The organism is Micromonospora krabiensis, assembly GCF_900091425.1.
GTDB lineage: Bacteria > Actinomycetota > Actinomycetes > Mycobacteriales > Micromonosporaceae > Micromonospora > Micromonospora krabiensis.
On the sequence record NZ_LT598496.1, the window covers coordinates 4,520,482 to 4,542,738 of the forward strand.

Consider the following 22,257-nt stretch of genomic DNA (forward strand, 5'->3'; position numbering starts at 1 on the left):
TTGTCGGTGCCGACCGGCAAGATCCCTGCACCGTATCCCCCGAGGCGAGGAGTCCCCATGGCACGCCGCACGCCGGTGACCTTGAACGTGGTCGAGCACGGCACGGGTGTTCCGGTGCTGGCCCTGCACGGCTGGACGCCGGACCACCGACTGATGCTGGGCTGTCTCGAACCGGTGTTCGCCGGGCGCCCGGGCTACCGGCGGCTCTACCCGGACCTGCCGGGCATGGGCGAGTCGCCGGCCCCGCCGGAGATCGCCGGCTCGGACGACATGCTCGACGCCGTGCAGGATCTCGTCGACGACCGGATCGGCGACGCGCCCTTCCTCCTGGTCGGCGAGTCCTACGGCGGCTACCTCGCCCGGGCCCTCGCCAATTCCCGGCCCGAGCAGGTGCGCGGCCTGGCCCTGATCTGTCCCATGGGCACCGCCGTCGAGAAAGCGGACCGCCGGTTGCCGCAGCCGCAGGTGCTGCGGCCCGATCCCGACCTGCTCGCCTCGGTCGACGCCCGGACCGCCGCCGAGTTCGCCGACCTGGCGGTCGTGCAGTCCCCGGAGACGCTGCGCCGCTTTCGCGAGGAGATCCTGGCGGGCCTCGACGTGGCGGACACCACGGCGATGGCCCGGATCCGGCAGCGCTGGACGCTCGCCGAGGATCCGGAGGGCGGGGAGCCGTTCACCCGGCCGACCCTCGTCCTCACCGGCCGGCAGGACCACTCCACCGGCTATCTCGACCAGTTCGCGCTGCTGCCGCACTATCCCCGGGCGACGTTCGCGGTGCTGGACGTGGCCGGGCACAACCTTCAGATCGAGCAGCCGGTGCTGTTCGACGCGCTGGTGGGCGAGTGGCTCGACCGGGTGGCCGCCGAGGGTTGAGCGGGCCGAGGGAGCCGGTCAGGCGGCCGGCTCCCAGGCGTACGCGGCGAGGGGCGCGTCCACCGGCGCGGCGGTGAGCCGGTTGGCGAACGTCGAGATGGTGTAAGCCCCGATGCCGAGCACCACGTCCAGGGCGTGCCTCGGCTGGTAGCCGGCGGACAGGAACGCCCGTACGTCGTCGTCCGGGACGGCACCCCGGTGCGCCAGCACGGCCAGCACGAATCGCCGCAACGCCTCCAGCCGGCGCTCCGGCAGCGGCGCGCCGGCCCGCAGCGCCTCGATCAGCTCGGGCGCCGCGCCGAGCCGGTGCAGCGTGGCGGTGTGCAGCGCCACGCAGAGGTGGCACTCGTGGTGGGTGGCGACGGTCAGCACCAGCACCTCCCGGTCGAGGTGGTCGAGGCCCGAGGCCTCGAAGATCCGGCTGGCGGTGAGGAACCCCTTGAGGGCCTCCGGGGACTCGGCCATCCGCGCCACCGCGACGGGCAGGTAGCCGAACGCCTGTCGTACGCCGTCGATGGTGGAGCGGGCGGCGGCGGGGGCGGTCTCGGGGGTGTGCGTGGGGAAGATGTGTTCGGTCACGGGTGACCTGCTCTCGGGTAGCCGGGGTTCACGTCGCGTACGATCGTCAACGTGATTGACCAAATAGTAAACGTGGTTGTCGAACGTGGCAACGGCTGATCCCGAGCGGCCCGGGTTCCTGCTGCCCCTGCTGCTGCTCGCCGGGTTCCGTACGTTCATCGACGACCTGCACGCGGAGCTGGCCCGACAGGGACACGACCAGCTGCGCCCGCTGCACGGCTTCGTGCTCCAGGCCGTCGGCCCCGACGGCACCACCGCCGGCGAGCTGGGCCAACGGCTGGGCATCTCGAAGCAGGCGGCCGGCAAGACGGTGGACCGGCTGGTCACCCTCGGCTACCTGGAACGGGCCGACGACCCCCGCGACGCGCGCCGCAAGCTGGTCCGGATGACCGACCGCGGGCACGACGGGCTACGCCGCTCGGCCGTCGTCTTCGACCAGCTCCGGGACCGCTGGGCGGCGACCCTCGGCGCGGACCGGGTCGCCGCCATCGAGAACGACCTGCGGACCATGACCCCCGCGAACTGGTTCCGCCTCGACGTGCCCGGCTGGTTCGGCGGCTGACTCCGGACAGCCGTCGACGGGGCCGCGCCGGTCAAGCCCCCCGGGGGAAAGTCACCAACCCTGTCGTACGCCCCGGGAGCCGGCGCAGCCTGGACGACATGTCGGACGCCTACCTGGTCGGTGACCCGGACGGCCTGTCACCGCTGCTCACCGAGCTGCGGAACGCGGTCGCCCGGGAGCTGCACGCCCAGCTCGCACTGCGGGCCGAACGGATCGAGCTGGCCGATGTGCCCGAGGTGGCCTACCAGATCACCCGGCGCGTCGACGAGCTCCTCCGCCACCGCCGCGGGCGACTCCCGCATCCTCACTCGCCGAAGTAGAGCCGCTCCGGGTCGACCAGGATCACGTCCGGCCGGCCGGCGGCGACCTGCCGCAACTCGTCGGTGAAGCCCTCGCCGCTGGCCAACAGCAGCCGGGCCGCGTCCGCTTCGAAACCCTCCCGCGCGGCGAGCAACTGACGCGCACGCTCCAGCCGTCCGAGGTCGGGTCGGCCCAGGACACGGCCCCACTTGGCTTCGCCGATACCCAGCAATGGCCGCGCACCGTCGCCGACGGGTGGCTCCCCGATCGCCACGAGGTCGAGTTCGTGACTGGTCCGGGTCGACGGGTCGGTGAGAACGCCGGCGCTCGCCTCGGCCACGACCCCGCCGAAGGTCTCCGGAACGGCGAACCGCAAGGTCCACTGCCGTACCGTCTCCTCGAAGGCGGGTCCGAGCACGGCGCTGCCGAAGCGTCGCTGCGAACGCCGCCACACGTCCGCCCCGCGGCGCTGCTCCAGGGCCGTCCACGCCGGCCGCATGATCGCCTGATAGAAGGTGATGAGCGGTTCGGAGATCCGATAGCGGCTCCGCCCGCTACGCAGCGGGTCCGGGTCCCGGACGAGCAGACCCGCGTCCTCCAGGACGGTCAGGGGATGCTGCAGGTCGGTCGCCTTCCGCCCGATGTAGCTGGCGATGCCGCCCCGCGTGCCGTTACCCTCCGCCACCGCCGCGAGCACGGAATGGTAGAGCGCCGTGTCCCGCAGGTCCGGATCCTCGGCCAACAGGTAGCGCGCTTCCCGGAAGAGGGGCCGTGCCGGGTTCAGGATCGCCCGCACCACCCAGTCATCGAAGTCGGCCGGACCGTCCGGAGCGTCGTCCTGGACGTACTCGCGACGGTACGCGGGCGTGCCGCCGACGATGGCGAACACCTGGGCCGCCAGTAGCGGGTCGCTGAGGCCCCAGAACATCGCCGCGGTGCGGTAGTCCAGCGGCGGAACCGGAAGCTCCAGACCGGCGCGCCCGCGCAGTGGAGCCGAGCCGGCCAGGAGGCCTCCCATGAAGGAGAGCGCCGAACCGCAGAGAAGCAGGCGGGTACGGGACTCGACGCGTTCCGGCCGACCCGGCGTGAGGGCATGCTGGAGGATCGACGGCAGATCCCGACTGGCGCGCGCCAGGTACGGGAACTCGTCGAGCACGACCGTCGTCGGGCGCGCCCGTCCCAGGGCCAGCAGGGCGTCGACGGCACTCGACCAGTCGGGCAGATGCAGCGGACCCGGAGCGGAGGTGTGCTGGCCGAGTGCCTCGCCCAGGCGCCGGAGCGACTCCGCCGGGGTGGCCTCGGTGGCACCGAAATAGAACCCGCCCGTAGCCCGCGCCAACTCGTAGAGCAGGAACGTCTTGCCCTGCCGACGTCGGCCACTAACCACACCGAGGGTCGCGCCGGGGCGCTCGTCCGCGGCGAAGCGGGCCAACTCCGCCCACTCGTAGTCGCGGTCAAAGATGCCCGTCGGCTTCGTCAGCCCCACCCGTCACCTCAGAATGTAGAACTACAGTTCTTAGAAGTGTAGTCCTACAAAATGTGACGTCAGCTGAGGCCGCCGTACGAGTGCAGGCCGGTGAAGAAGATGTTCACGCCGAACAGGTTCATCAGCACGGTGAAGAAGCCGATCACCGCGATCCAGGTCGCCACGTTCCGCTTCACGCTCGGGGTGGCCCGGGCGTGCAGGTAGCCCGCGTAGACGACCCACGAGATGAACGCCCAGGTCTCCTTCGGGTCCCAGCCCCACGGACGGCCCCAGGCCGCCTCGGCCCAGATGGCTCCCGCGATCACCGCGAACGTGAAGATCGGGAACGAGAAGGCGTGCAACACGAAGGTCAGCCGCTCCAGGGCGGCCGCCGCCGGCAGCCGCTTGGCGAGCGTGTAGGGGAAGCTCCGCCGGCCCTGCTCGTAGCCGTTGCGCATCAGGAAGGCCACCGCCGGCACGACGCCGAGCAGGAAGATGCCGGAGGAGAAGACGATGGTCGACACGTGGATGACGAACCAGTACGAGTTGAGCGCCGGGACCAGCGGCACCACCGGCACGTAGAGCACCAGCTCGGCGGTGGCCAGCAGCAGCACCATCACCAGGGTCAGGAAGAGCCCGAGCCGGCGCAGCGACGGCCGCTTGGCGAGCACCACGAGCCAGGCCGCGGCGCCGATGAACGACACCGTGAGCACGAACTCGTACATGTTGCCCCACGGCATCCGGTCGGCCGCGAGACCGCGGGTGACCAGGGCCACGAGGTGCAGCAGGACGGCGACCGCGGTGGCCGCCACCGCGATGGTGCCGGCCAGGCGGGCGCGGGCGGCGGACCGGTCCGCCGGGGACACCGGCGTCTCCGGCGGGGCCGGAGGGGCGAGCGTCGCGCCGGGAGCGCCGACGCCGGCCCCCACCAGCTCGCGGGCGGGTGCCGCGGCGACCCGGGGACGGGCGTTGCCCAGCGCGTACTCGACCGCGTGGCTGATCATCGCGATCAGGTACACCAGCGTCGCGAACGTCACCAGCTGATCGGAGAGTGCGGACATCACTCGGTCCCTTCCCGCGTCCCGGCCGGGTCGCTGCGTTCCGCGCCGGCCCGCTCGTCCGGTCGCTCGTCACCGCGGACGGCGGCGACGAGCTGCGCGAACTCGTCGGCGAACCCTGGATGGTCGGTGCGCGGCAACCCACCGGCCTCGACCAAACTACTACCGCTCGTCGGAGTTTCGGCTCCGGGGGGCGCGATTCCGGCCGGCAGTACCCGGAAGAAGACGCGGCGGCGTCGGCCGAACAGCGCCCCCATCAGCCCGAGGAGCAGGACCCCGCAGCTCACCAGCAGCAGCGTCGACCCGGGGTCGTGCCGCACGGAGAGGGTCACATAGCGCTCGGTGCCCAGGAACTCGACGGTGGTGCCGTCGTCCAGCTTCCAGCTCTCGCCCTTCCTGAGCACCTTCTCGCCGACCTGCTTCACCTTGCCCATGCGGACCTGCCGCTGGTCCAGCTCGTAGACCGAGCCGGGGATGCCCGCGTCCAGGCCGAGGTTGCCGCGGTACGCGACGAGGTTGAGGGCCGGGTTGCGCTCGGTCGGGTACTGCGACCGCACGAACGGCGGCGAGTCCGGCGCCGTGGGCAGGTAGATGCCGGTGAACGCCATCTGGAGGTCCGACTCGCGCTTGCCGGTGGCCGGGTCGACGTTGGCGTCCGGGAAGGCGGCCAGGCCCTCGCCGGTCAGCCCCATGTCGCCAGTGGTGAGGAACGGCGTGGCGCTGGTCTGGCTGCGCCCGAAGCGGTCGGTGTAACGGATGACCGGGGCGTAGCCGTGACCGAGCAGGTAGACGCTGGCGCCGTCGAGCCGCAACGGCGAGTTGACCGAGAAGTCGGCGGTACGGGTCGCCCGGCCCCGCTCCTCCACCGTCACCGTGGCGTTAAAGTACTCCGGCTGCCCGGACTCCAAGAACCGCGCGTCGAACCGGTCCAGCGTCAGGCAGAAGGCGGGCAGGTGGGCGGTGTCCACCCGCGGGCCGAGCTTCGCCTCGGCGTACTGCTGCCGGGTGTTGCAGAACGCGTTGTCCGCGCCGGCGACGAGCAGCCGGTTGCCGCTCCAGCCGTACCAGGAGCCGAGCGCCACCCCGATCAGCACGACCACCAGCGAGGAGTGGAAGAGCAGGTTGCCGCTCTCCTTGAGGTAGCCCTTCTCGGCGGACACCTCGTCGCCGCGCACCACCACGCGCCAGCGCCGCCGCCGCAGCACCTCGGCGATCGCCGCCGCCCCGCCCTCGGGCGCGGCCAGCACCGCGTGCTGGGGCAGCCGGTCCAGCCGCCTCGGGGCGACCGGCGGCTTCGCCCGCAGGGCCCGGACGTGGTCGCGCAGCCGTGGCGTGATGCAGCCGATCAGCGAGATGAAGAGCAGCAGGTAGATGGCGGAGAACCAGACCGAGCTGAAGACCGCGAAGCCGCCGATCCGGTCCAGCCGGGGGGCCAGGTCGGGGTGGTCGACGAAGTACTCGTTGACCTTCTCCGGGCTGATGTTCCGCTGCGGCAGCACCGAGCCCGGGATGGCGGCGATCGCGAGCAGGAAGAGCAGCACCAGCGCCGTACGCATGGCGGTGAGCTGCCGCCACGAGTTGCGCAGCAGGGCCAGCACCCGGTTCGGCCGGTGCCGGGGCGCCTCGGCCGGTGCCGCGCGGCGGTCGTCCACGGCGGTCATCAGATGCTCACCTCGCCCACTCCCACGGTGGTCTGCAGCCAGATCACGACGTTCGTCCAGCCGCCGGTGACGAGGGCGAGGCCGATCACGATCAGCAGGGCGCCACCCACGCGGGTGACCCAGCGGCTGTTGCGCCGGATGGCGCGGAAGACCCCGAGCAGGCGCTGGAAGCCCAGCCCGAAGACGACGAACGGTATCCCCAGCCCCAGGCAGTACGCCACGGCGAGCACCACCGCCCGGTCGACCTGCCCGCTGACCGTGGCCATACCCGTGACCGCGGCGAGGGTCGGGCCGACGCACGGCACCCAGCTGAGCGCGAAGACCGCGCCGAAGACCGGCGCACCGAGCAGACCGGCGGCCGGGAGTCGGTGGATCCGGAACTCGCGCTGCATGCCGGGGACCACACCGACGAAGGCCAGCCCGAGCAGGACGATCAACGAGCCGATGACGATCTCCAGCGTGCGCTCGTACTGGAAGAAGACCTTCCCGACGCTGGCGAACAGGACCGCGGTGGCGGTGAAGACGACGGTGAACCCGGCGATGAAGAGCAACGTCCCGGCGAGCACCCGGCCCTTTACCGCGGCGGTCCCGGTCCGGGCGGCCCGCTCCCGCACCGCGACGGCCGTGCCGCCGCCGGACCCGCCGGCCGGCTCCGTCGGCTGCGGGCGAGAGCCGCGCCCCTCCAGGTCGGCGCCGGCCAGACCGGTGACGTACGAGAGGTAGCCGGGAACCAGCGGCAGGACGCACGGGGAGAGGAAGCTGACCAGCCCGGCGAGGGCCGCCGCACCGATGGCGAGCAGCAGCGGGCCGGAGAGGGCGACCTGCCGGAACGTCTCGCCCATCAGCGGGAACCGGCGGCGGGCTGCTCGGCGGCGACCCGCTCGACGATCGGTTGCAGCCCCGCCTGCTTGACCGCGGCGCGGATCACCGCGGCGACCCGGCCGTCCCGGTCGAGCACCACGGTGGCCGGGATCGTGTTCGGCGGGATGTCCAAGGCGAGGGCCAGCCGGCTCGGCGGGTCGAAGAGGCTCGGGTAGGACACCCGGCCCTCCTCGAACGCGATCGCCTTGTCCTTGCTGTCCTGCACGTTGATGCCGAGGAACGTCACGCCGGAGGCCTTGGTCGCCTGGTAGGTCGCCTCCAGGTCGTCTGCCTCGGCGCGGCAGGGCGCGCACCACGAGCCCCAGAAGTTGACCACGACGACCTGGCCACGGGCCTGCGAGACGTCGTACGCGCCGCCGGTGAGCAGCTCACCGGCGATCTTCGGTGGCGCGGAACGCTGCTCCGGCGCGCACTCGATCACACCCTCGGGGGAGGTGGTGCAGGACTTCTCCTGGCTCTTCGACGTGCAGCCGACCAGCCCCACCGCGGCGACGACGGCGAGCAGACCAGCGGTCCACCTCCGGGTGTGCATCAGGCCCCCTTGGCCGTCCGAGCAGTCGGCGACATCGCGATCAGGTGGGCGGCCGGCTCGGAGTAGCCGATGCCGACCACCTTGGCGCCGTCGAAGTGGAACGAGGTGAGGCTGGCCAGGCCGCACTGACGCCGACGCGGGTCGTGCCAGAGACGCTTGCGCTCGACGTACCGGCGCAGGGTCCAGATCGGCAGCTGGTGCGAGACCAGCACGGCCTCGCGGCCCTCGGCGGCGATCCGGGCGGCGTGCAGCGCGGCGAACATCCGCTCCGCGATCACCCGGTAGGCCTCGCCCCAGGACGGGGTCATCGGGTCGCGCAGCACCCACCAGTTGCGCGGGTCGCGGAACGAGCCGTCGCCCGGCGACACCTTCTTGCCCTCGAACCAGTTGGCGCTCTCGATCAACCGCTCGTCGACCCCGACCGGCAGGCCGAACTGCGCGGCGATCGGCTCGGCGGTCTGCTGCGCGCGCTCCAGCGGGCTGGCCACGACGTGCACCACCGTCCGCTCGGCGAGCCCCTGCGCGGCGGCCTTGGCCATCTGCACACCGAGCTCGGAGAGGCGGAAACCGGGCAGCCGCCCGTAGAGGATCCTGTCCGGGTTGTGCACCTCGCCGTGCCGCAGCACGTGGACCACCGTCTTGCTCACCGTTGCGCCCCCTTCGTTCGCGACTGCGGGGCTCGCAAACCCGGCTCACTCCTCGCGCGCACGCTACCCCCCGTGACCGGCCGCTGCCGCTGCTCGCGCCGCCACCGGAAGGGCGGTGGCGATCTGCTCCAGGGCGGCGTCGTCCAACGCCGCCGAGACGAACCACGACTCGAACGCGCTCGGCGGCAGGTAGACGCCGGCGGCGAGCATCGCGTGGAAGAACGCCTTGAACGCGGGGACCTGCTGGGTCCGGGCGCTGTCGTAGTCGACGACGTCCGCGTCCGTGAAGAAGATCGAGAACATGCTGCCCGCGTACGACAGCCGGTGCGGGACACCCGCGGCGGCGAGCGCGTCGGCGGCGAGCTTGCCCACGACGGCGGCCGTCTCGTCGAGGCGCCGGTAGAGCGCGTCGTCGGCCAGCCGCAGGGTGGCGAGGCCGGCGGCGCAGGCCAGCGGGTTACCGGAGAGGGTGCCCGCCTGGTAGACCGGGCCGGCCGGCGCGAGCCGCGCCATGATCTCCGCGCGCCCGCCGAAGGCCGCGGCGGGCAGGCCACCGCCCATGACCTTGCCGTACGTCCAGAGGTCGGCGTCGGACGGGTCGAGGCCGTGCCAACCGGAGCGGGACACCCGGAACCCGGTCATCACCTCGTCGACGATGAGCAGGGCACCGTGCGCGTGCGCGATGCGCGCCAGCTCCTGGTTGAAGCCGTCGCGGGGGGCCACCACGCCCATGTTGCCGGCGGCGGCCTCGGTGATCACCGCGGCGATGTGCGGCCCCTCGGCGGCGAAGGCCTCCTCCACCGCCCGCAGGTCGTTGTAGGGCAGCACGACCGTCTCGCTGGCCGCGGCGCCGGTGACGCCGGGCGAGTCGGGCAGGCCGAGGGTGGCGACGCCCGAACCGGCGGCGGCGAGCAGCGCGTCGACGTGGCCGTGGTAGCAGCCGGCGAACTTGATGATCTTGGACCGGCCCGTGTAGCCACGCGCCAGCCGGATGGCCGACATGGTGGCCTCGGTGCCGGAGTTGACCAGCCGGACCTGCTCGACCGGGGTGCGGTCGACGATCTCGGCGGCCAACTCGACCTCGCCCGGCGTCGGGGTGCCGAAGCTGGTCCCCCGCGCGGCGGCGGCCTGCACCGCGGCGACCACCTCGGGGTGCGCGTGACCGAGGATCAGCGGGCCCCACGAGCAGACCAGGTCGACGTAGCGCCGGTCGTCGGCGTCGTAGAGCCAGGGACCCTCGCCCCGGACCATGAAGCGCGGGGTGCCACCGACCGCGCGGAAGGCGCGGACAGGGGAGTTCACCCCGCCCGGCACGATGGCGCGGGCACGGTCGAACAGGGCCTCGGAGGCCGGGGCGTCGGCCGGATAGCGGCCGGATCCGGCGGAAGAAGTGTCGGTCACGATGACGCCATTGTGTCAGCGCTTGCCGGGACAGCGGCAATGACCCCTGGCTGGGGTTACCCGGCTCACCCGACCTCGGGACGCCGGCCCGGCGATCGATCGGAGCCGCGCGCCGGTGATCGACGCTCGGCGAAGACAGAAGTTGATCGCAAGCCGCGCCTCGACAGGCCGGGTCGACCGGATCGCGTTAGGCTGACCGGGTGGATCGTGCCGAACTGTCCATCACGGTACACCGGACGGGTGACGAAGCAGTGCTGCGCCTCGCCGGTGAGATCGACATGCTCACGGCCGCCCAGCTGTCGACCGTCGTGAACGAGGTCCTCGCCGACCCGCCGCCACGGATCGTGCTCGACCTCGGCGGGGTGACCTTCTGCGACTCGCAGGGGCTGGGCACCCTCGTCGTCCTCAGCCGCAAGGCGAGCCACTCCCAGAGCCTGCTCGTGCTGACCCACGTGGGCGATTTCCTACTCCGCGTCCTGGACATCACCGGCCTCCGCTCGGCCCTGATGATCCGCAACGACCAGACGACAAGCTGACCTCCCCCGGGGCCGCCCTTTCCTGACCCCGGGAGGCGGGGCGCGGGTGGGTCAGGTGGGGTTGCCCCAGCGGGCCTGTTCCAGCAGGTCGATCGTGCGGTCGCGGGCGTCCGCGTCGTCGGCCCGCAGCAGCGCGGTCGCCTCGTCCACCGCATCGGTCAGCAACCGCAACTGGGTGTCCCGCTCGCGTACGAGATCGGACTGTGCGGCGAGTTGCCGGGTCTTCACCCACAGCTCCACGAAGACCGACACCTTGGCCCGCAGCACCCACGGGTCGAACGGCTTCGTGAGGTAGTCGACCGCGCCGACCGCGTACCCGCGCAGCGCCAACTGGGCGTCCCGGTCGGCGGCGGTGAGGAAGATGATCGGCACGTGCCGGGTACGCTCGCGCCGCTTGATGTGGCTGGCGGTCTCGAAACCGTCCATGTCCGGCATCTGCGCGTCCAGCAGGATCACCGCGAAGTCGTCCACCAACAGTTGCTTGAGCGCCGCCTCGCCGCTCTCCACTGCCACCGACTGTACCGGGAGGCCCTGGAGGATCGCCTCCAGGGCCATCAGGTTCTCGCGGCGGTCGTCGACGAGCAGCGCCTTGGCCATCTGGGTCACGAGTTCTCCTCGGTGCGGCTGCCGCTGATCCAGGACGACATGAGCTCGATCAACTCGTCCAGGTCCACCGGCTTGGTGATGTAGTCGCTGCCTCCGGCGGCGAGCGCCGATTCCCGGTCGCCCGGCATCGCCTTCGCGGTCAGGAAGACGATCGGCAGGTCCGCGAAGCGGTGGTTACGGCGGATCTGGCGGGTGGTCTCGTACCCGTCCTGGTCCGGCATCATGGCGTCCATCAGGACGATGTCCACCTCCGGATGCTCGGCGAGCAGGCGGACACCGTCCGCCCCGTTATCCGAGTACAACACGGTCATACCGTGCAGTTCCAACGCAGAGGTCAGCGCGAAGACGTTTCGGACGTCGTCGTCGACGATCAGCACGGTGGCCCCGTCGAGCCGTCGGGTGGTCGGGCCGGCGGCCGGCGCGGGCAGCTCCACCGGGGGCATGAGCAGGGAGGACGGCAGTCCCGCCCGGGCCGGCGACGGCGGCAGCGGCGCCACCACGGCATCCGGCGCCAGCACGTCCGGCACGAAGAGCGTGAAGGTCGAACCCTGCCCCGGCGCCGACGAGACCGTGATGGTGCCGCCGAGCAGTCGGGCGAGGTCCCGGCTGATCGACAGCCCCAGGCCGGTGCCGCCGTACCGACGGCTGGTGGTGCCGTCGGCCTGCTGGAACGCCTCGAAGATGATCGACAGCTTGTCGTCGGAGATGCCGATACCGGTGTCGATCACGGTGAACGCGATGACCTGCCGGGCGTTCGTGAGCGCCGGCACGTCGAAGACCGCGTTGTCGGCCGCCGGGGCGATCCGCAGCGTGACCGCGCCGTTGTCGGTGAACTTCACCGCGTTCGACAGCAGGTTGCGGAGGATCTGCTGGAGCCGCTGGGCGTCGGTGACCAGCGCCGGGGGCAGGTCCTTGCTGACCCGCACCTGGAAGTCCAGGCCCTTCTCCTCGGCCTGCGGCGCGAACGCCTGCTCCACGTAGCCGCGGATCTCGGCGAACCGCACCTCGTTGGGCTCGACGTCCATCCGGCCCGCCTCGATCTTGGACAGGTCGAGGATGTCGTCGATCAGCGAGAGCAGGTCCGACCCGGCGCCGTGGATCGTGCGGGCGAACTCGATCTGCTTCGGGGTGAGGTTGGCCTCCGAGTTCTCGGCGAGCAGTCGGGCCAGCAGCAGCAGCGAGTTCAGCGGCGTACGCAGCTCGTGGCTCATGTTGGCCAGGAACTCCGACTTGTACGCGGACGCGCGGGTGAGCTGCTGCGCCTTCTCCTCCAGGCCGATCCGGGCCAGCTCGATCTCCCGGTTCTTCGTCTCGATGTTGCCCTTCTGCTCCGACAGCAGGGTGGCCTTCTCCTCCAGCTCGGCGTTGGTGCGCTGCAGCTCCGCCGACTGCTCCTGGAGCTCGTGCGCCAGCCGCTGCGACTGGGCGAGCAGCTCCTCCGTACGCCGGTTGGCCTGGATGGTGTTGACGGCGATGCCGATGGTGAGCACCAGCCGCTCGAGGAACGACAGGTGCAGCTCGGAGAAGGGCACGACGCTGGCGAACTCGATCACGCCGAGCAGCTCGCCCTCGAACAGGACGGGCAGCACCACCAGGTCGGCGGGGGGCGTGTCGGCGAGCCCGGATCGTACGGTCAGCGCGCGGTCCGGGGAGGCGCTGACCCGGATGGTCCGGCGGGACAGCGCCGCCTGGCCGACCAGGCCCTCTCCCGGCCCGAAGGTGACGTCGTGCCCGCGGGCCACGTACCCGTAGGAGGCGGTCAGCCGCAGCCGCATGCTCCCCTCGGAGGTGTCGGCCAGGAAGAACGCACCGAGCTGCGCGTCGACCAGCGGCGTGACCTCCAGCATGATCATGCGGCAGACCTCGCCGAGGTCGCGCTGCCCCTGGAGCAGGCCGCTGATGCGGGCCAGGTTGGAGTCGAGCCAGCCCTGCTCGGCGTTCTTCTTGGTCGTCTCCCGCAGGGTGACGATCATCTGGTTGATGTTGTCCTTCAGCTCGGCGACCTCACCCTGCGCCTTGACGTTGATCCGCTGGGTGAGGTCGCCGCGGGTCACCGAGGTGGAGACCTGCGCGATGGCCCGCAGCTGGGTGGTCAACGTCGACGCGAGCTGGTTGACGTTCTCGGTCAGATCGCGCCAGGTGCCGGAGACGCCCTTGACCTGGGCCTGACCGCCGAGCTTGCCCTCGATGCCGACCTCGCGGGCCACCCGGGTGACCTCGTCGGCGAACGACGACAGCTGGTCCACCATCGTGTTGATGGTGTTCTTCAGCTCCAGGATCTCGCCCTGCGCGTCCACCGTGATCTTCTGGCCGAGGTCGCCCTTCGCCACGGCCGTGGTGACCGAAGCGATGTTGCGGACCTGACCGGTCAGGTTCGACGCCATCGAGTTCACGTTGTCGGTCAGGTCGCGCCATGTGCCGGAGACGCCCTTGACCTGGGCCTGACCGCCGAGCTTGCCCTCGGTGCCCACCTCGCGGGCCACCCGGGTCACCTCGTCGGCGAACGACGACAGCTGGTCCACCATCGTGTTCACCGTCGACTTCAGCTCCAGGATCTCGCCCTGCGCGTCGACCGTGATCTTCTGCGACAGGTCGCCCTTCGCCACCGCCGTCGAGACCTGCGCGATGTTCCGCACCTGGGCGGTCAGGTTCGACGCCATCGAGTTCACGTTGTCGGTCAGGTCCCGCCAGGTGCCGGCCACGCCGCGCACCTGGGCCTGACCGCCGAGCTTGCCCTCGGTGCCCACCTCACGGGCCACCCGCGTCACCTCGTCGGCGAACGACGACAGCTGGTCCACCATCGTGTTCACCGTCGACTTCAGCTCCAGGATCTCGCCCCGGGCGTCGACGGTGATCTTCTGCGACAGGTCACCCTTGGCGACGGCGGTGGTGACCGAGGCGATGTTGCGGACCTGGCTGGTCAGGTTCGACGCCATCGAGTTCACGTTGTCCGTCAGGTCCCGCCAGGTGCCCGAGACGCCCTTGACCTGCGCCTGACCGCCCAGCTTGCCCTCGGTGCCCACCTCACGGGCCACCCGGGTCACCTCGTCGGCGAACGACGACAGCTGGTCCACCATCGTGTTCACGGTGTTCTTCAGCTCCAGGATCTCGCCCTGCGCGTCGACCGTGATCTTCTGCGACAGGTCGCCCTTCGCCACGGCGGTGGAGACCTGGGAGATGTTGCGGACCTGGCTGGTCAGGTTGCCGGCCAGTTGGTTGACGTTCTCGGTGAGGTCCCGCCAGGTGCCGGAGACCCCGCGCACCTGGGCCTGGCCGCCCAGCTTGCCCTCGATGCCCACCTCGCGGGCCACCCGCGTCACCTCGTCGGCGAACGACGACAGCTGGTCCACCATCGTGTTCACGGTGTCCTTGAGCTCCAGGATCTCGCCCTGCGCCGCCACCGTGATCTTCTGCGACAGGTCACCCCGGGCCACCGCCGTGGAGACCTGCGCGATGTTGCGGACCTGACTGGTCAGGTTCGACGCCATCGAGTTGACGCTGTCCGTCAGGTCCTTCCAGGTGCCGGCCACGTTCGGCACGTCGGCCTGACCACCCAGCTTGCCCTCGGTGCCTACCTCACGGGCCACCCGGGTCACCTGCTCGGCGAAGAGCCGCAGCGTGTCGGTGAGCGAGTTCATCGTGTCGGCCAGCTCGGCGACCTCGCCGCGCGCCCCGACCGTGATCTTCTGGGACAGGTCGCCCTTCGCCACCGCGGTCGCCACCTGGGAGATCGACCGCACCTGGCCGGTCAGGTTCGACGCCATCGTGTTCACCGAGTCGGTGAGGTCCTTCCAGGTGCCGGCCACACCCCGCACGTCGGCCTGGCCGCCCAACTTGCCCTCGGTGCCCACCTCACGGGCCACCCGGGTCACCTCGTCGGCGAACGACGACAGCTGGTCCACCATCGTGTTCACGGTGCGCCCGATGCGCAGGTACTCACCGCGCAGCGGCCGGCCGTCGATCTCCAACGCCATGTGCTGGGAGAGATCACCGTCGGCGACCGCGACGATGACCCGCGCGATCTCGGTGGTCGGCCGACCCAGGTCGTCGATGAGCGAGTTGACCGCCCGCTGCCCGTCGGCCCACGAGCCGTCCAGGCCCTCGTGGTCCAGCCGCTCGGTGAGCCGGCCGTCCCGACCGACGACCCGGCTGATCCGCCGCAGGTCGAGGTGGTGCCGCTCCTGCATCGAGACGACCTCGTTGAAGGCGTCCGCGACCTCCCCCGCCTGCCCGGAACGCCGGGGCAGACGGACCTTGAGGTCGCCGCGGCGCACCCGCCGCAGCGCCTCGGTCAACTCACCGAGGAGCGCCTCGTGGTCCGGCGCGGACGGATCCGCCACCGACTGCTTCGCCGTGGTCATTGTTCCTCGTCTCAGCTCGGGGGCCGCCGGCGCTGCCGACTCGCCGGCCATCCCATATTGTGCCCGCGCCGACGCCGCACGCCAGGTACGCGCGACCGCTCGCCACGCCCGCCGAACCCGCACGGCGGGGACAAGCCGGCCGGGGCGGCTTGGCACCCGGCGGGGCGGCGATGGAGGATACGAGGGTGTCGGCGGAGACGAGGCCCGCGTCGGCCGGCGGCCCGGACGGGCACGTCCGGCGCGTCCGCCTTCCCGCCGACCGGCGTACGCCCGCGGCGGCACGCGCCCTCGTCCGCTCGGTGCTGGCCGAGGCGGACCTGGACGAACTGCTCAACGAGGCACTTCTGCTCACCACCGAACTCAGCACCAACGCCGTGGAACACGCCCGCACCGAACTGGACATCGAGGTCGTCGCGGACGATCTCGGGCTCACGGTGACCGTCTCCGACTTCGCCTCCGGTCCCACCGAGGAGCTGATCGTCGGGGTCCGCAACGAGACCAGCGAAATCACCGAGGTGGCCGAGCGGGGTCGCGGGCTGCTGCTGGTGGACCACTTCGCCAGCCGCTGGGGCACGACATACCTGCCCACCGGCAAGGGGGTCTGGTTCCGGCTGGACCGCTCGGGTGCCACCGCCGCCGAGCCCGAGGGCGTCGCCCGGGTGCGGAGCACACCCGGCGCCGGTCCGGAGGGGGGCGCCGCGGAGGCCGCCAGCTCCGCGCCGAGCGCCGGCGCGATGAGCGAGCTGATGCAGATCAGCCCCGACCCGTACGCGGACGACCCGCTGCCCGACTTCGCCACCGGCCTGCTCACCCGGGTCGCCGAGATGGTCGGTGCGGCCGGTGGGGTGATCCGGCTGGACCGGGGCGACGGCAACGGGCCGCAGGTGTTGGCCCGCTTCGGCCGGCAACCCCGGGCGGGCAACGAGCTGCTGCGGGTGCCGCTGACCGTGCACCGGCCGTACGCCGGCGAGCTGGAGCTGGACGCGGCGCCGTCCGCGTACGCCCGGCCGCTGGCCGTTCTCACGGCCGAGCGGCTCTCCCTGCACCTGGAGAACGACCGGCTGCGCCGGGCGGACGTCCGCCGGCAGGCCTGGCTGACGTTCCTGGCCGAGGCGAGCGAGCTGCTCGCCCAGTCGCTGGACGTCGAACTCACCATGGCGCTCATCCCCCAGCTGGTGGTGCCCCGGCTGGGGCAGTGGTGCGCCGTGCACACGACCGACGAGTGGGGCCGGCTACGCCTCGCGGCCGCCAGCCACGCCGACGAGTCGGTCCTGCCGCAGCTGCACAAGGTGCTCGCCGAGACCGGCCCGGACTCGGTCCAGGCGCGGCTGCGGGAGGCGTCCCGCAGCGCGGCGCAGGTGCCGCTCGGCGGGCCGATGGAGGGCTTCGCGGTGCCGCTGATCGCCCGGGGCCAGCGCCTCGGCACCCTGGCGGTCGGTCGGCACCAGCGGCACCGGCACGATCCCGACGAGGTCGCGGTGCTGGAGGACGTGGCCCGGCGGGCCGCGCTGGCGATCGAGAACGCCCGCATCCACGCCGAGCGCCGCCGGGTGGCCCAGACGCTCCAGCAGTCGCTGCTGCCGCCGGTGCTGCCGGTGGTCGACGGGATCGGCTTCGCCGCCGAGTACGTCCCGACCGGCGGCGACGCCGACGTCGGCGGTGACTTCTACGACGTGCTGGCCCTGCCCGACGGGCGGTGGCTGGTGGTGATCGGGGACGTCTCCGGCAAGGGTGTGCAGGCCGCCGCGGTCACCGGGCTGGTCCGGGACGTGATCCGGGTGCTGGCCGGCGACGGCAAGCCACTGCCCGAGGTGCTCACCCGGCTCAACGAGACGCTGGTGGAGCGGGGCAGCGGCCGGTACTGCACGCTGGCCCTGGCCGCGGTCGCTCCCGGCGCCGGCGGCCGGCTGAACGTCTCGCTGCACCTGGCCGGGCACGACCGGCCGGTGCTGCTGCGTGGTGCCGGCGGTGGCGCGTTCGTCGGCGCCGGGGGCACGGCCCTCGGCCTGCTCGACACGATCGCCACCCCCACCGCCGACGTGCGGCTGGCGCCCGGTGACGCGCTGGTGTTCTACACCGACGGGGTCACCGAGCGGCGCCGGGGGCGTGAGCTCTTCGGCACCGACCGGCTGCGTGCGGCCGCTACGCCGCTGGCCGGCTACTCGGCGGACGTGGTCGCCGCGCGGCTACGGTCCACCGCGATCGGCTTCTCGGCCGAGCCGCCCCGCGACGACATCGCGATCCTGGTCGTCCGCAACGACGCCACCTGACCGGCCACATTCCGCACCACCCGCCACCACCCCGCCCGGCTCGACCACCCCGCCCGGCCCGACCACCACCCCGCCCGGCTCGACCACCCCGCGCGGCTCGACCACCGGCCCGAACCGCTCGACCACCGGCCCACGCCGCTTGATCGGCTCGGCTTTCCTGATGTCGCGGTGTCCGGGTGAGTCCGACACCCCGACTTCCGGGAAGCCGAGTCGATCATGGTGCGGTAATGACGCCGAGCGGTAGGGTGAGCCGCATGTCGACCACCGTGGATGCGGCCGCCGACCCGCCACGGCTGGTCCGCACCGTCCTGGTCACCCAACTCGCGGTCATCGCCGCCTTCATCGTGGTCGCGGCGCTCTACGTCGGGCGGATGCTGACCGCCCGCGTCGGCCCCGCCGAGATGCTCACCGGGGCGTACGACCCGAAGGACCTCGTCCCGTTCGGCATGCATGCCGCGAACCCGTTCTTCTGGCTCTACGGCGTCGTCACCGTCCTCTATCTGACGGGCGGCCTGCTCGCCGTGCCGATGGCGATCTACGCCGCGGCGGTGGCCGCCCGCGACGGCGACCGCCTGTCCCGGCGCATCCGGGCCCTCCTCCTGGTGGGCGCCGGCACCGCCGTGCTCCTTTTGCTGGCCCGGTTCACACCGGCCGGCGCCGACATGCACCGCTGGTGGCTGGACTGAGCGACCCACCCACAGCCACGTCGCGGCGAGGTTGCCGCGACGCCCCAGGGGCCTGCCGAGTCAGAGGCCGCCGGGCAGACGGCCGGGGGCGAGCCGGTGGTGTGGGTCGAGGTGCTCCTTGGCCGCGCGCAGCCGGGGCACGGTGGTCAGCTCGCCCCACAGGTCGACCGCCCGGCGTACCTGCGGCGGCGCAGCGAGCACCACGCACCGGCCCTTGCGGGCCAGCAGCACCCCGCGCACGGCGGCCAGGATGGAGGCCACCCGCTCGGCCGGGAGCGACCCGGGCAGCGCGGCGTGCACCACGCCCAGCCCGGCGGAACCACGGACGGGCACCGGGGCACCGGCCGCGTCGCGCAGGGCGTAGACCGCCGCGTGCAGGTCGGTGATCGGCACCTCGATCCGCAGTGCGGTGTCGCCCGGGGCGAACGGGTAGCGCCGCCACCACGTCGGTGGGGAGTGGGTGACGGTTGCGTGACCGTCCAGGAGCGCCACCAGGCGTTCGGCCCGTTCGACCGTGTCGGCCGGACCGCCCTCCAGCAGCACGACGAGGCTGCCGGCCCGGGCCGGAACGTGCGCCCGGCCGGCCATCGACGGGTGGCGGGCGCGGGCCGCGGCGGACGGGTCGTCGGGGCGGGGCAGCCGGTGGGGGCGGGTGGGGGTGAGGTCCAGCTCGACCGCCGCCGGGTCGAGACGCGCGGCGAGGATGGCGCGCACCAGGTCGTTGACCTCGAGCGGGGTCCACACCGGACGGGAGATCCACAACCGGCTCGCCGGCACCGGCTGCACCCGCAGGGTGGCCGAGACCAGCACACCGAGCCCACCCTGCGAGCCGCACAGCAGCCGGGCCAGGTCGAGCCCGGGGGCGCCGCCGCCGGCGTTGACCAGCTCCCCGTCAGCGGTCAGGTAGCGGACGCCGACCAGTTGGTCGCAGGGGCTGCCGTGCCGGTGCCGCAGCGGGCCGGCCTCGCCCGCGGCGAGCACGCCACCCAGCGTCGCGCCCGGCGACGGCGCGTCGACCGCCAGCCGCTGGCCGGTGCGTTCCAGCGTCGCCTGCACCGCCCGCAGCGGCGTGCCCGCGCCGACCTCGGCCGTCGGCGCGCCCACCGTCTCGTGCCCGATGCCGGCCAGCCGGCCGGTGTCGAGCAGGATGTCGACGTGCTCCGGGACGGCACCCCAGTCGATTTTCGTGCCGGCGCCGCGCGGCACCACCGTGAGACCGTGGGCGGCCGCGAGCCGGAGCACCCGCGCGGCGGCGGCCGGCGCGCCGGGCACCGCCACCCAGCGGGCGGCGCGCCCGGCGACCTCGTCGGCCGGGCCGGCGAACCGGGCGAAGGGCGGTCCGCAGATCTCCGTCAACCGCTGGGTTATCTCGAGGGCACCGGACCGGTCGATGGAACTCGCTGCAGCCGCCATGGCTGCCATCGTACATATGTTCGAACGACGGTGGTGCCGATTACCCTGATCGGGCCCGCGCGCACCGGGCGGCACGCGGCTTCCGGCCGGTAACGTGGCGCCGTGACCACCGAGACTTCCCCGCCCGCCGCCAAGCGGGTGCCGAGCGAGCGGATCCACCACGGCGACACCGTCGTCGACGAGTACGCCTGGCTGGCGGCCAAGGACGACCCGGAGACGATCGCCTACCTGACCGCCGAGAACGCCTACACCGAGGCCCGCACGGCCCACCTGGCGGCGCTGCGCACCGAGCTGTTCGAGGAGACCCGTCGGCGCACCCAGGAGACCGACCTGTCGGTGCCGACCCGCAAGGACGGCTACTGGTACTACACCCGGACCGTCGAGGGGCAGCAGTACGGCGTGCACTGCCGGCGCGCGGTCCGCGACGGCGAGACCGAGCCGCCGGTCAGTGCCGACGGCGCCCCGCTGGACGGCGAGGAGGTGCTGCTCGACGGCAACCTGCTGGCCGAGGGGCACGACTTCTTCTCCCTCGGCGCGTTCGACGTGAGCCCCGACGGACGCTGGCTGGCCTACTCGACGGACTTCTCCGGGGACGAGCGGTTCACCCTGCGGGTCAAGGACCTCAGCACCGGCGAGCTGCTGCCCGACGAGGTGCCCGACACGTTCTACGGCACCGCCTGGTCGAGCGACGCCTCGGTGCTGTTCTACGTGACCGTCGACGAGGCCTGGCGGCCCAACCGGGTGTGGCGGCACACCATCGGCTCCGCCGCGGCCGACGACGTGGTGGTCCACCAGGAGGACGACGAGCGGTTCTGGGTGGGCGTCGAGCTGACCCGCTCGGAGAAGTTCATCCTGATCGACATCCACAGCAAGATCACCAGCGAGGTGCTGGTCATCCCGGCCGGCAACCCGACCGGCGCGCCCGCGGTGATCGCGCCCCGGCGGCAGGGCGTCGAGTACGCGGTGGAGCACCACGGTCACCGCTTCCTCATCCTGCACAACGACGAGGCCGAGGACTTCGCGCTCGCGTACACGTCGGCGGACGCACCCGGCGACTGGGTGCCCCTGATCCCGCACACCCCGGGCACCCGGCTGGAGGCGGTCGACGCGTTCGCCGACCACCTGGTCGTCTCGCTGCGAACCGACGGGCTCACCGGGCTGCGGGTGCTGCCGATCGGCGGTGGCGACGCGTACGACATCGACTTCCCCGAGCCGCTCTACAGCGTGGGCCTGGACGCCAACCCGGAGTACCGGACCGGGCAGATCCGGCTGCGTTACGCCTCGCTGGTCACCCCGGACTCGATCTACGACTACGACCTGGTGACCCGGCAGATGGTGCTGCGCAAGCGGAAGCCGGTGCTGCCCGGGCCGGACGGCCGCCCGTACGACCCGGACGACTACGAGCAGCACCGCGACTGGGCGCTCGCCGACGACGGCACCCGGGTGCCGATCTCGCTCGTCTTCCGCAAGGGCACCCCGCAGGACGGCTCGGCCCCCTGCGAGATCTACGGCTACGGCTCGTACGAGGCCAGCATGGACCCGTGGTTCTCGGTGGCCCGACTCTCCCTGCTGGACCGTGGCGTCATCTTCGCGGTGGCGCACATCCGGGGCGGCGGCGAGCTGGGTCGGCGCTGGTACGACCAGGGCAAGCTGCTGGCCAAGAAGAACACCTTCACCGACTTCGTGGCCTGCGCCCGACACCTGGTCAAGGCGGGCTGGACGGCCAGCGACCGGCTGGTGGCCCGGGGCGCGTCGGCCGGCGGGCTGCTGATGGGCGCGGTCGCCAACCTGGCGCCCGACGCCTTCGCCGGGATCGTGGCGCAGGTGCCGTTCGTGGACGCGCTCACCTCGATCCTCGATCCGTCGCTGCCGCTGACGGTGACCGAGTGGGAGGAGTGGGGCAACCCGCTCGACGACCCCGAGGTCTACGCGTACATGAAGTCCTACACGCCGTACGAGAACGTGCGGGCGGTGGACTACCCGGCGATCCTCGCGGTGACCAGCCTGAACGACACCCGGGTGCTCTACCACGAGCCGGCCAAGTGGGTCGCGCGGCTGCGGGCCACCGCACCGCAGGGCGACTACCTGTTGAAGACCGAGATGGGCGCGGGCCACGGCGGCCCCAGCGGCCGGTACGACTCGTGGCGTGAGGAGGCGTTCATCAACGCCTGGATCCTCGACCGCCTCGGCCGGGCCTGACCGGGGCGCGGGCACGGTGACCACCGACGACGGCGAGCCCGAGGAGCCGACCGGCCGGCCGAGCCTGCGCGTGGTCGCGCGGGACCGGCGGGTGTGGGCGATCCTCGGGATCGTCGCCGCGGTGCTGGTGTGCTGCTGCTCGGTCGCCGTCGGCCTGACGATCTCCTGGGCCGGTGGGCTGCTGGGCGCCGGTTGACCCGGCGAACTGCTGACCGGCGCTCGGCGA

At 72.3% G+C, this 22,257-nt stretch carries 19 protein-coding genes; 8 read left to right on the top strand and 11 right to left on the bottom strand.

The features are described from left to right. Positions 1-57 precede the first annotated feature (57 nt). Positions 58-873, top strand: coding sequence for an alpha/beta fold hydrolase (locus GA0070620_RS20595; RefSeq protein ID WP_091593314.1), 816 nt, complete (start codon positions 58-60; stop codon positions 871-873). 18 nt (positions 874-891) lie between these two features. On the opposite strand, the gene GA0070620_RS32775 is transcribed toward GA0070620_RS20595, so the two are convergent. Next, entirely contained in the window at positions 892-1,452 is a 561-nt protein-coding gene (locus GA0070620_RS32775) for a carboxymuconolactone decarboxylase family protein (RefSeq protein ID WP_231921877.1), read from the bottom strand. An 85-nt stretch (positions 1,453-1,537) separates the two neighbouring features. On the opposite strand from GA0070620_RS32775, the gene GA0070620_RS20605 reads away from it, so the two are divergent. Both GA0070620_RS20605 and GA0070620_RS20610 read left to right on the top strand, forming a co-directional pair. Beyond that, a complete protein-coding gene (locus GA0070620_RS20605; protein WP_091593316.1) occupies positions 1,538-2,014 on the top strand; it encodes a MarR family winged helix-turn-helix transcriptional regulator in 477 nt (158 codons plus the stop codon). A 98-nt stretch (positions 2,015-2,112) separates the two neighbouring features. Next, on the top strand, positions 2,113-2,334 hold the full coding sequence (locus tag GA0070620_RS20610; RefSeq protein ID WP_091593318.1) for a hypothetical protein: 222 nt from the start codon (positions 2,113-2,115) through the stop codon (positions 2,332-2,334). Here the strand turns inward: GA0070620_RS20610 and GA0070620_RS20615 are convergent. The 7 genes from GA0070620_RS20615 to hemL all read right to left on the bottom strand — a co-directional run bounded on the left by GA0070620_RS20615 (position 2,319) and on the right by hemL (position 9,960). After that, positions 2,319-3,800 carry an AAA family ATPase gene (locus tag GA0070620_RS20615; protein ID WP_231921878.1) on the bottom strand — a complete coding sequence of 494 codons (1,482 nt, stop codon included), beginning with the start codon at positions 3,798-3,800 and terminating at the stop codon, positions 2,319-2,321. The genes GA0070620_RS20610 and GA0070620_RS20615 overlap by 16 nt on opposite strands. Before the next feature lie 59 nt (positions 3,801-3,859). After that, the gene (gene ccsB, locus GA0070620_RS20620; protein ID WP_091593320.1) at positions 3,860-4,840 is read right to left on the bottom strand and encodes a c-type cytochrome biogenesis protein CcsB; all 981 of its coding nucleotides are present in this window, start codon (positions 4,838-4,840) and stop codon (positions 3,860-3,862) included. Next, positions 4,840-6,498, bottom strand: a complete 1,659-nt coding sequence (gene resB, locus GA0070620_RS20625) for a cytochrome c biogenesis protein ResB (RefSeq protein ID WP_091593322.1) — start codon at positions 6,496-6,498, stop codon at positions 4,840-4,842. Before resB ends, ccsB begins: the two co-directional genes overlap by 1 nt. Next, entirely contained in the window at positions 6,498-7,340 is an 843-nt protein-coding gene (locus tag GA0070620_RS20630; RefSeq protein WP_091593324.1) for a cytochrome c biogenesis CcdA family protein, read from the bottom strand. The genes resB and GA0070620_RS20630 overlap by 1 nt, the downstream gene beginning before the upstream one ends. Continuing rightward, the gene (locus GA0070620_RS20635; protein ID WP_091593326.1) at positions 7,340-7,912 is read right to left on the bottom strand and encodes a TlpA family protein disulfide reductase; all 573 of its coding nucleotides are present in this window, start codon (positions 7,910-7,912) and stop codon (positions 7,340-7,342) included. The genes GA0070620_RS20630 and GA0070620_RS20635 overlap by 1 nt, the downstream gene beginning before the upstream one ends. Further along, a complete protein-coding gene (locus GA0070620_RS20640; RefSeq protein WP_091593329.1) occupies positions 7,912-8,559 on the bottom strand; it encodes a histidine phosphatase family protein in 648 nt (215 codons plus the stop codon). The genes GA0070620_RS20635 and GA0070620_RS20640 overlap by 1 nt, the downstream gene beginning before the upstream one ends. Positions 8,560-8,622: 63 nt before the next feature. Next, positions 8,623-9,960, bottom strand: coding sequence for a glutamate-1-semialdehyde 2,1-aminomutase (gene hemL / locus GA0070620_RS20645; protein ID WP_091593331.1), 1,338 nt, complete (start codon positions 9,958-9,960; stop codon positions 8,623-8,625). Between the two features lie 200 nt (positions 9,961-10,160). Here hemL and GA0070620_RS20650 point away from each other — a divergent pair, with 200 nt between their 5' ends. Next, positions 10,161-10,496 carry an STAS domain-containing protein gene (locus GA0070620_RS20650; RefSeq protein ID WP_091593333.1) on the top strand — a complete coding sequence of 112 codons (336 nt, stop codon included), beginning with the start codon at positions 10,161-10,163 and terminating at the stop codon, positions 10,494-10,496. 51 nt (positions 10,497-10,547) lie between these two features. Here the strand turns inward: GA0070620_RS20650 and GA0070620_RS20655 are convergent, their stop codons facing one another. Further along, positions 10,548-11,102, bottom strand: a complete 555-nt coding sequence (locus GA0070620_RS20655; RefSeq protein WP_091593335.1) for a response regulator — start codon at positions 11,100-11,102, stop codon at positions 10,548-10,550. Beyond that, positions 11,099-15,463 (bottom strand): HAMP domain-containing protein, encoded by a 4,365-nt coding sequence (locus GA0070620_RS20660; RefSeq protein ID WP_091593337.1) that lies wholly within the window; start codon positions 15,461-15,463, stop codon positions 11,099-11,101. The genes GA0070620_RS20655 and GA0070620_RS20660 overlap by 4 nt, the downstream gene beginning before the upstream one ends. Before the next feature lie 185 nt (positions 15,464-15,648). Here GA0070620_RS20660 and GA0070620_RS20665 point away from each other — a divergent pair, with 185 nt between their 5' ends. Both GA0070620_RS20665 and GA0070620_RS20670 read left to right on the top strand, forming a co-directional pair. Further along, positions 15,649-17,733: a SpoIIE family protein phosphatase gene (locus GA0070620_RS20665; RefSeq protein ID WP_377520721.1), complete on the top strand. Its 2,085-nt coding sequence runs from the start codon at positions 15,649-15,651 to the stop codon at positions 17,731-17,733. 254 nt (positions 17,734-17,987) lie between these two features. Next, complete coding sequence (locus GA0070620_RS20670) at positions 17,988-18,419, top strand: hypothetical protein (RefSeq protein WP_091593341.1); 432 nt, start codon at positions 17,988-17,990, stop codon at positions 18,417-18,419. A gap of 60 nt (positions 18,420-18,479) precedes the next feature. On the opposite strand, the gene GA0070620_RS20675 is transcribed toward GA0070620_RS20670, so the two are convergent. Continuing rightward, on the bottom strand, positions 18,480-19,832 hold the full coding sequence (locus GA0070620_RS20675) for an FAD-binding oxidoreductase (protein WP_091593343.1): 1,353 nt from the start codon (positions 19,830-19,832) through the stop codon (positions 18,480-18,482). 102 nt (positions 19,833-19,934) lie between these two features. Here GA0070620_RS20675 and GA0070620_RS20680 point away from each other — a divergent pair, with 102 nt between their 5' ends. Continuing rightward, positions 19,935-22,031, top strand: a complete 2,097-nt coding sequence (locus GA0070620_RS20680; RefSeq protein WP_091593345.1) for a S9 family peptidase — start codon at positions 19,935-19,937, stop codon at positions 22,029-22,031. A gap of 16 nt (positions 22,032-22,047) precedes the next feature. After that, positions 22,048-22,227, top strand: coding sequence for a hypothetical protein (locus tag GA0070620_RS20685; protein WP_091593347.1), 180 nt, complete (start codon positions 22,048-22,050; stop codon positions 22,225-22,227). Positions 22,228-22,257: the final 30 nt, after the last annotated feature.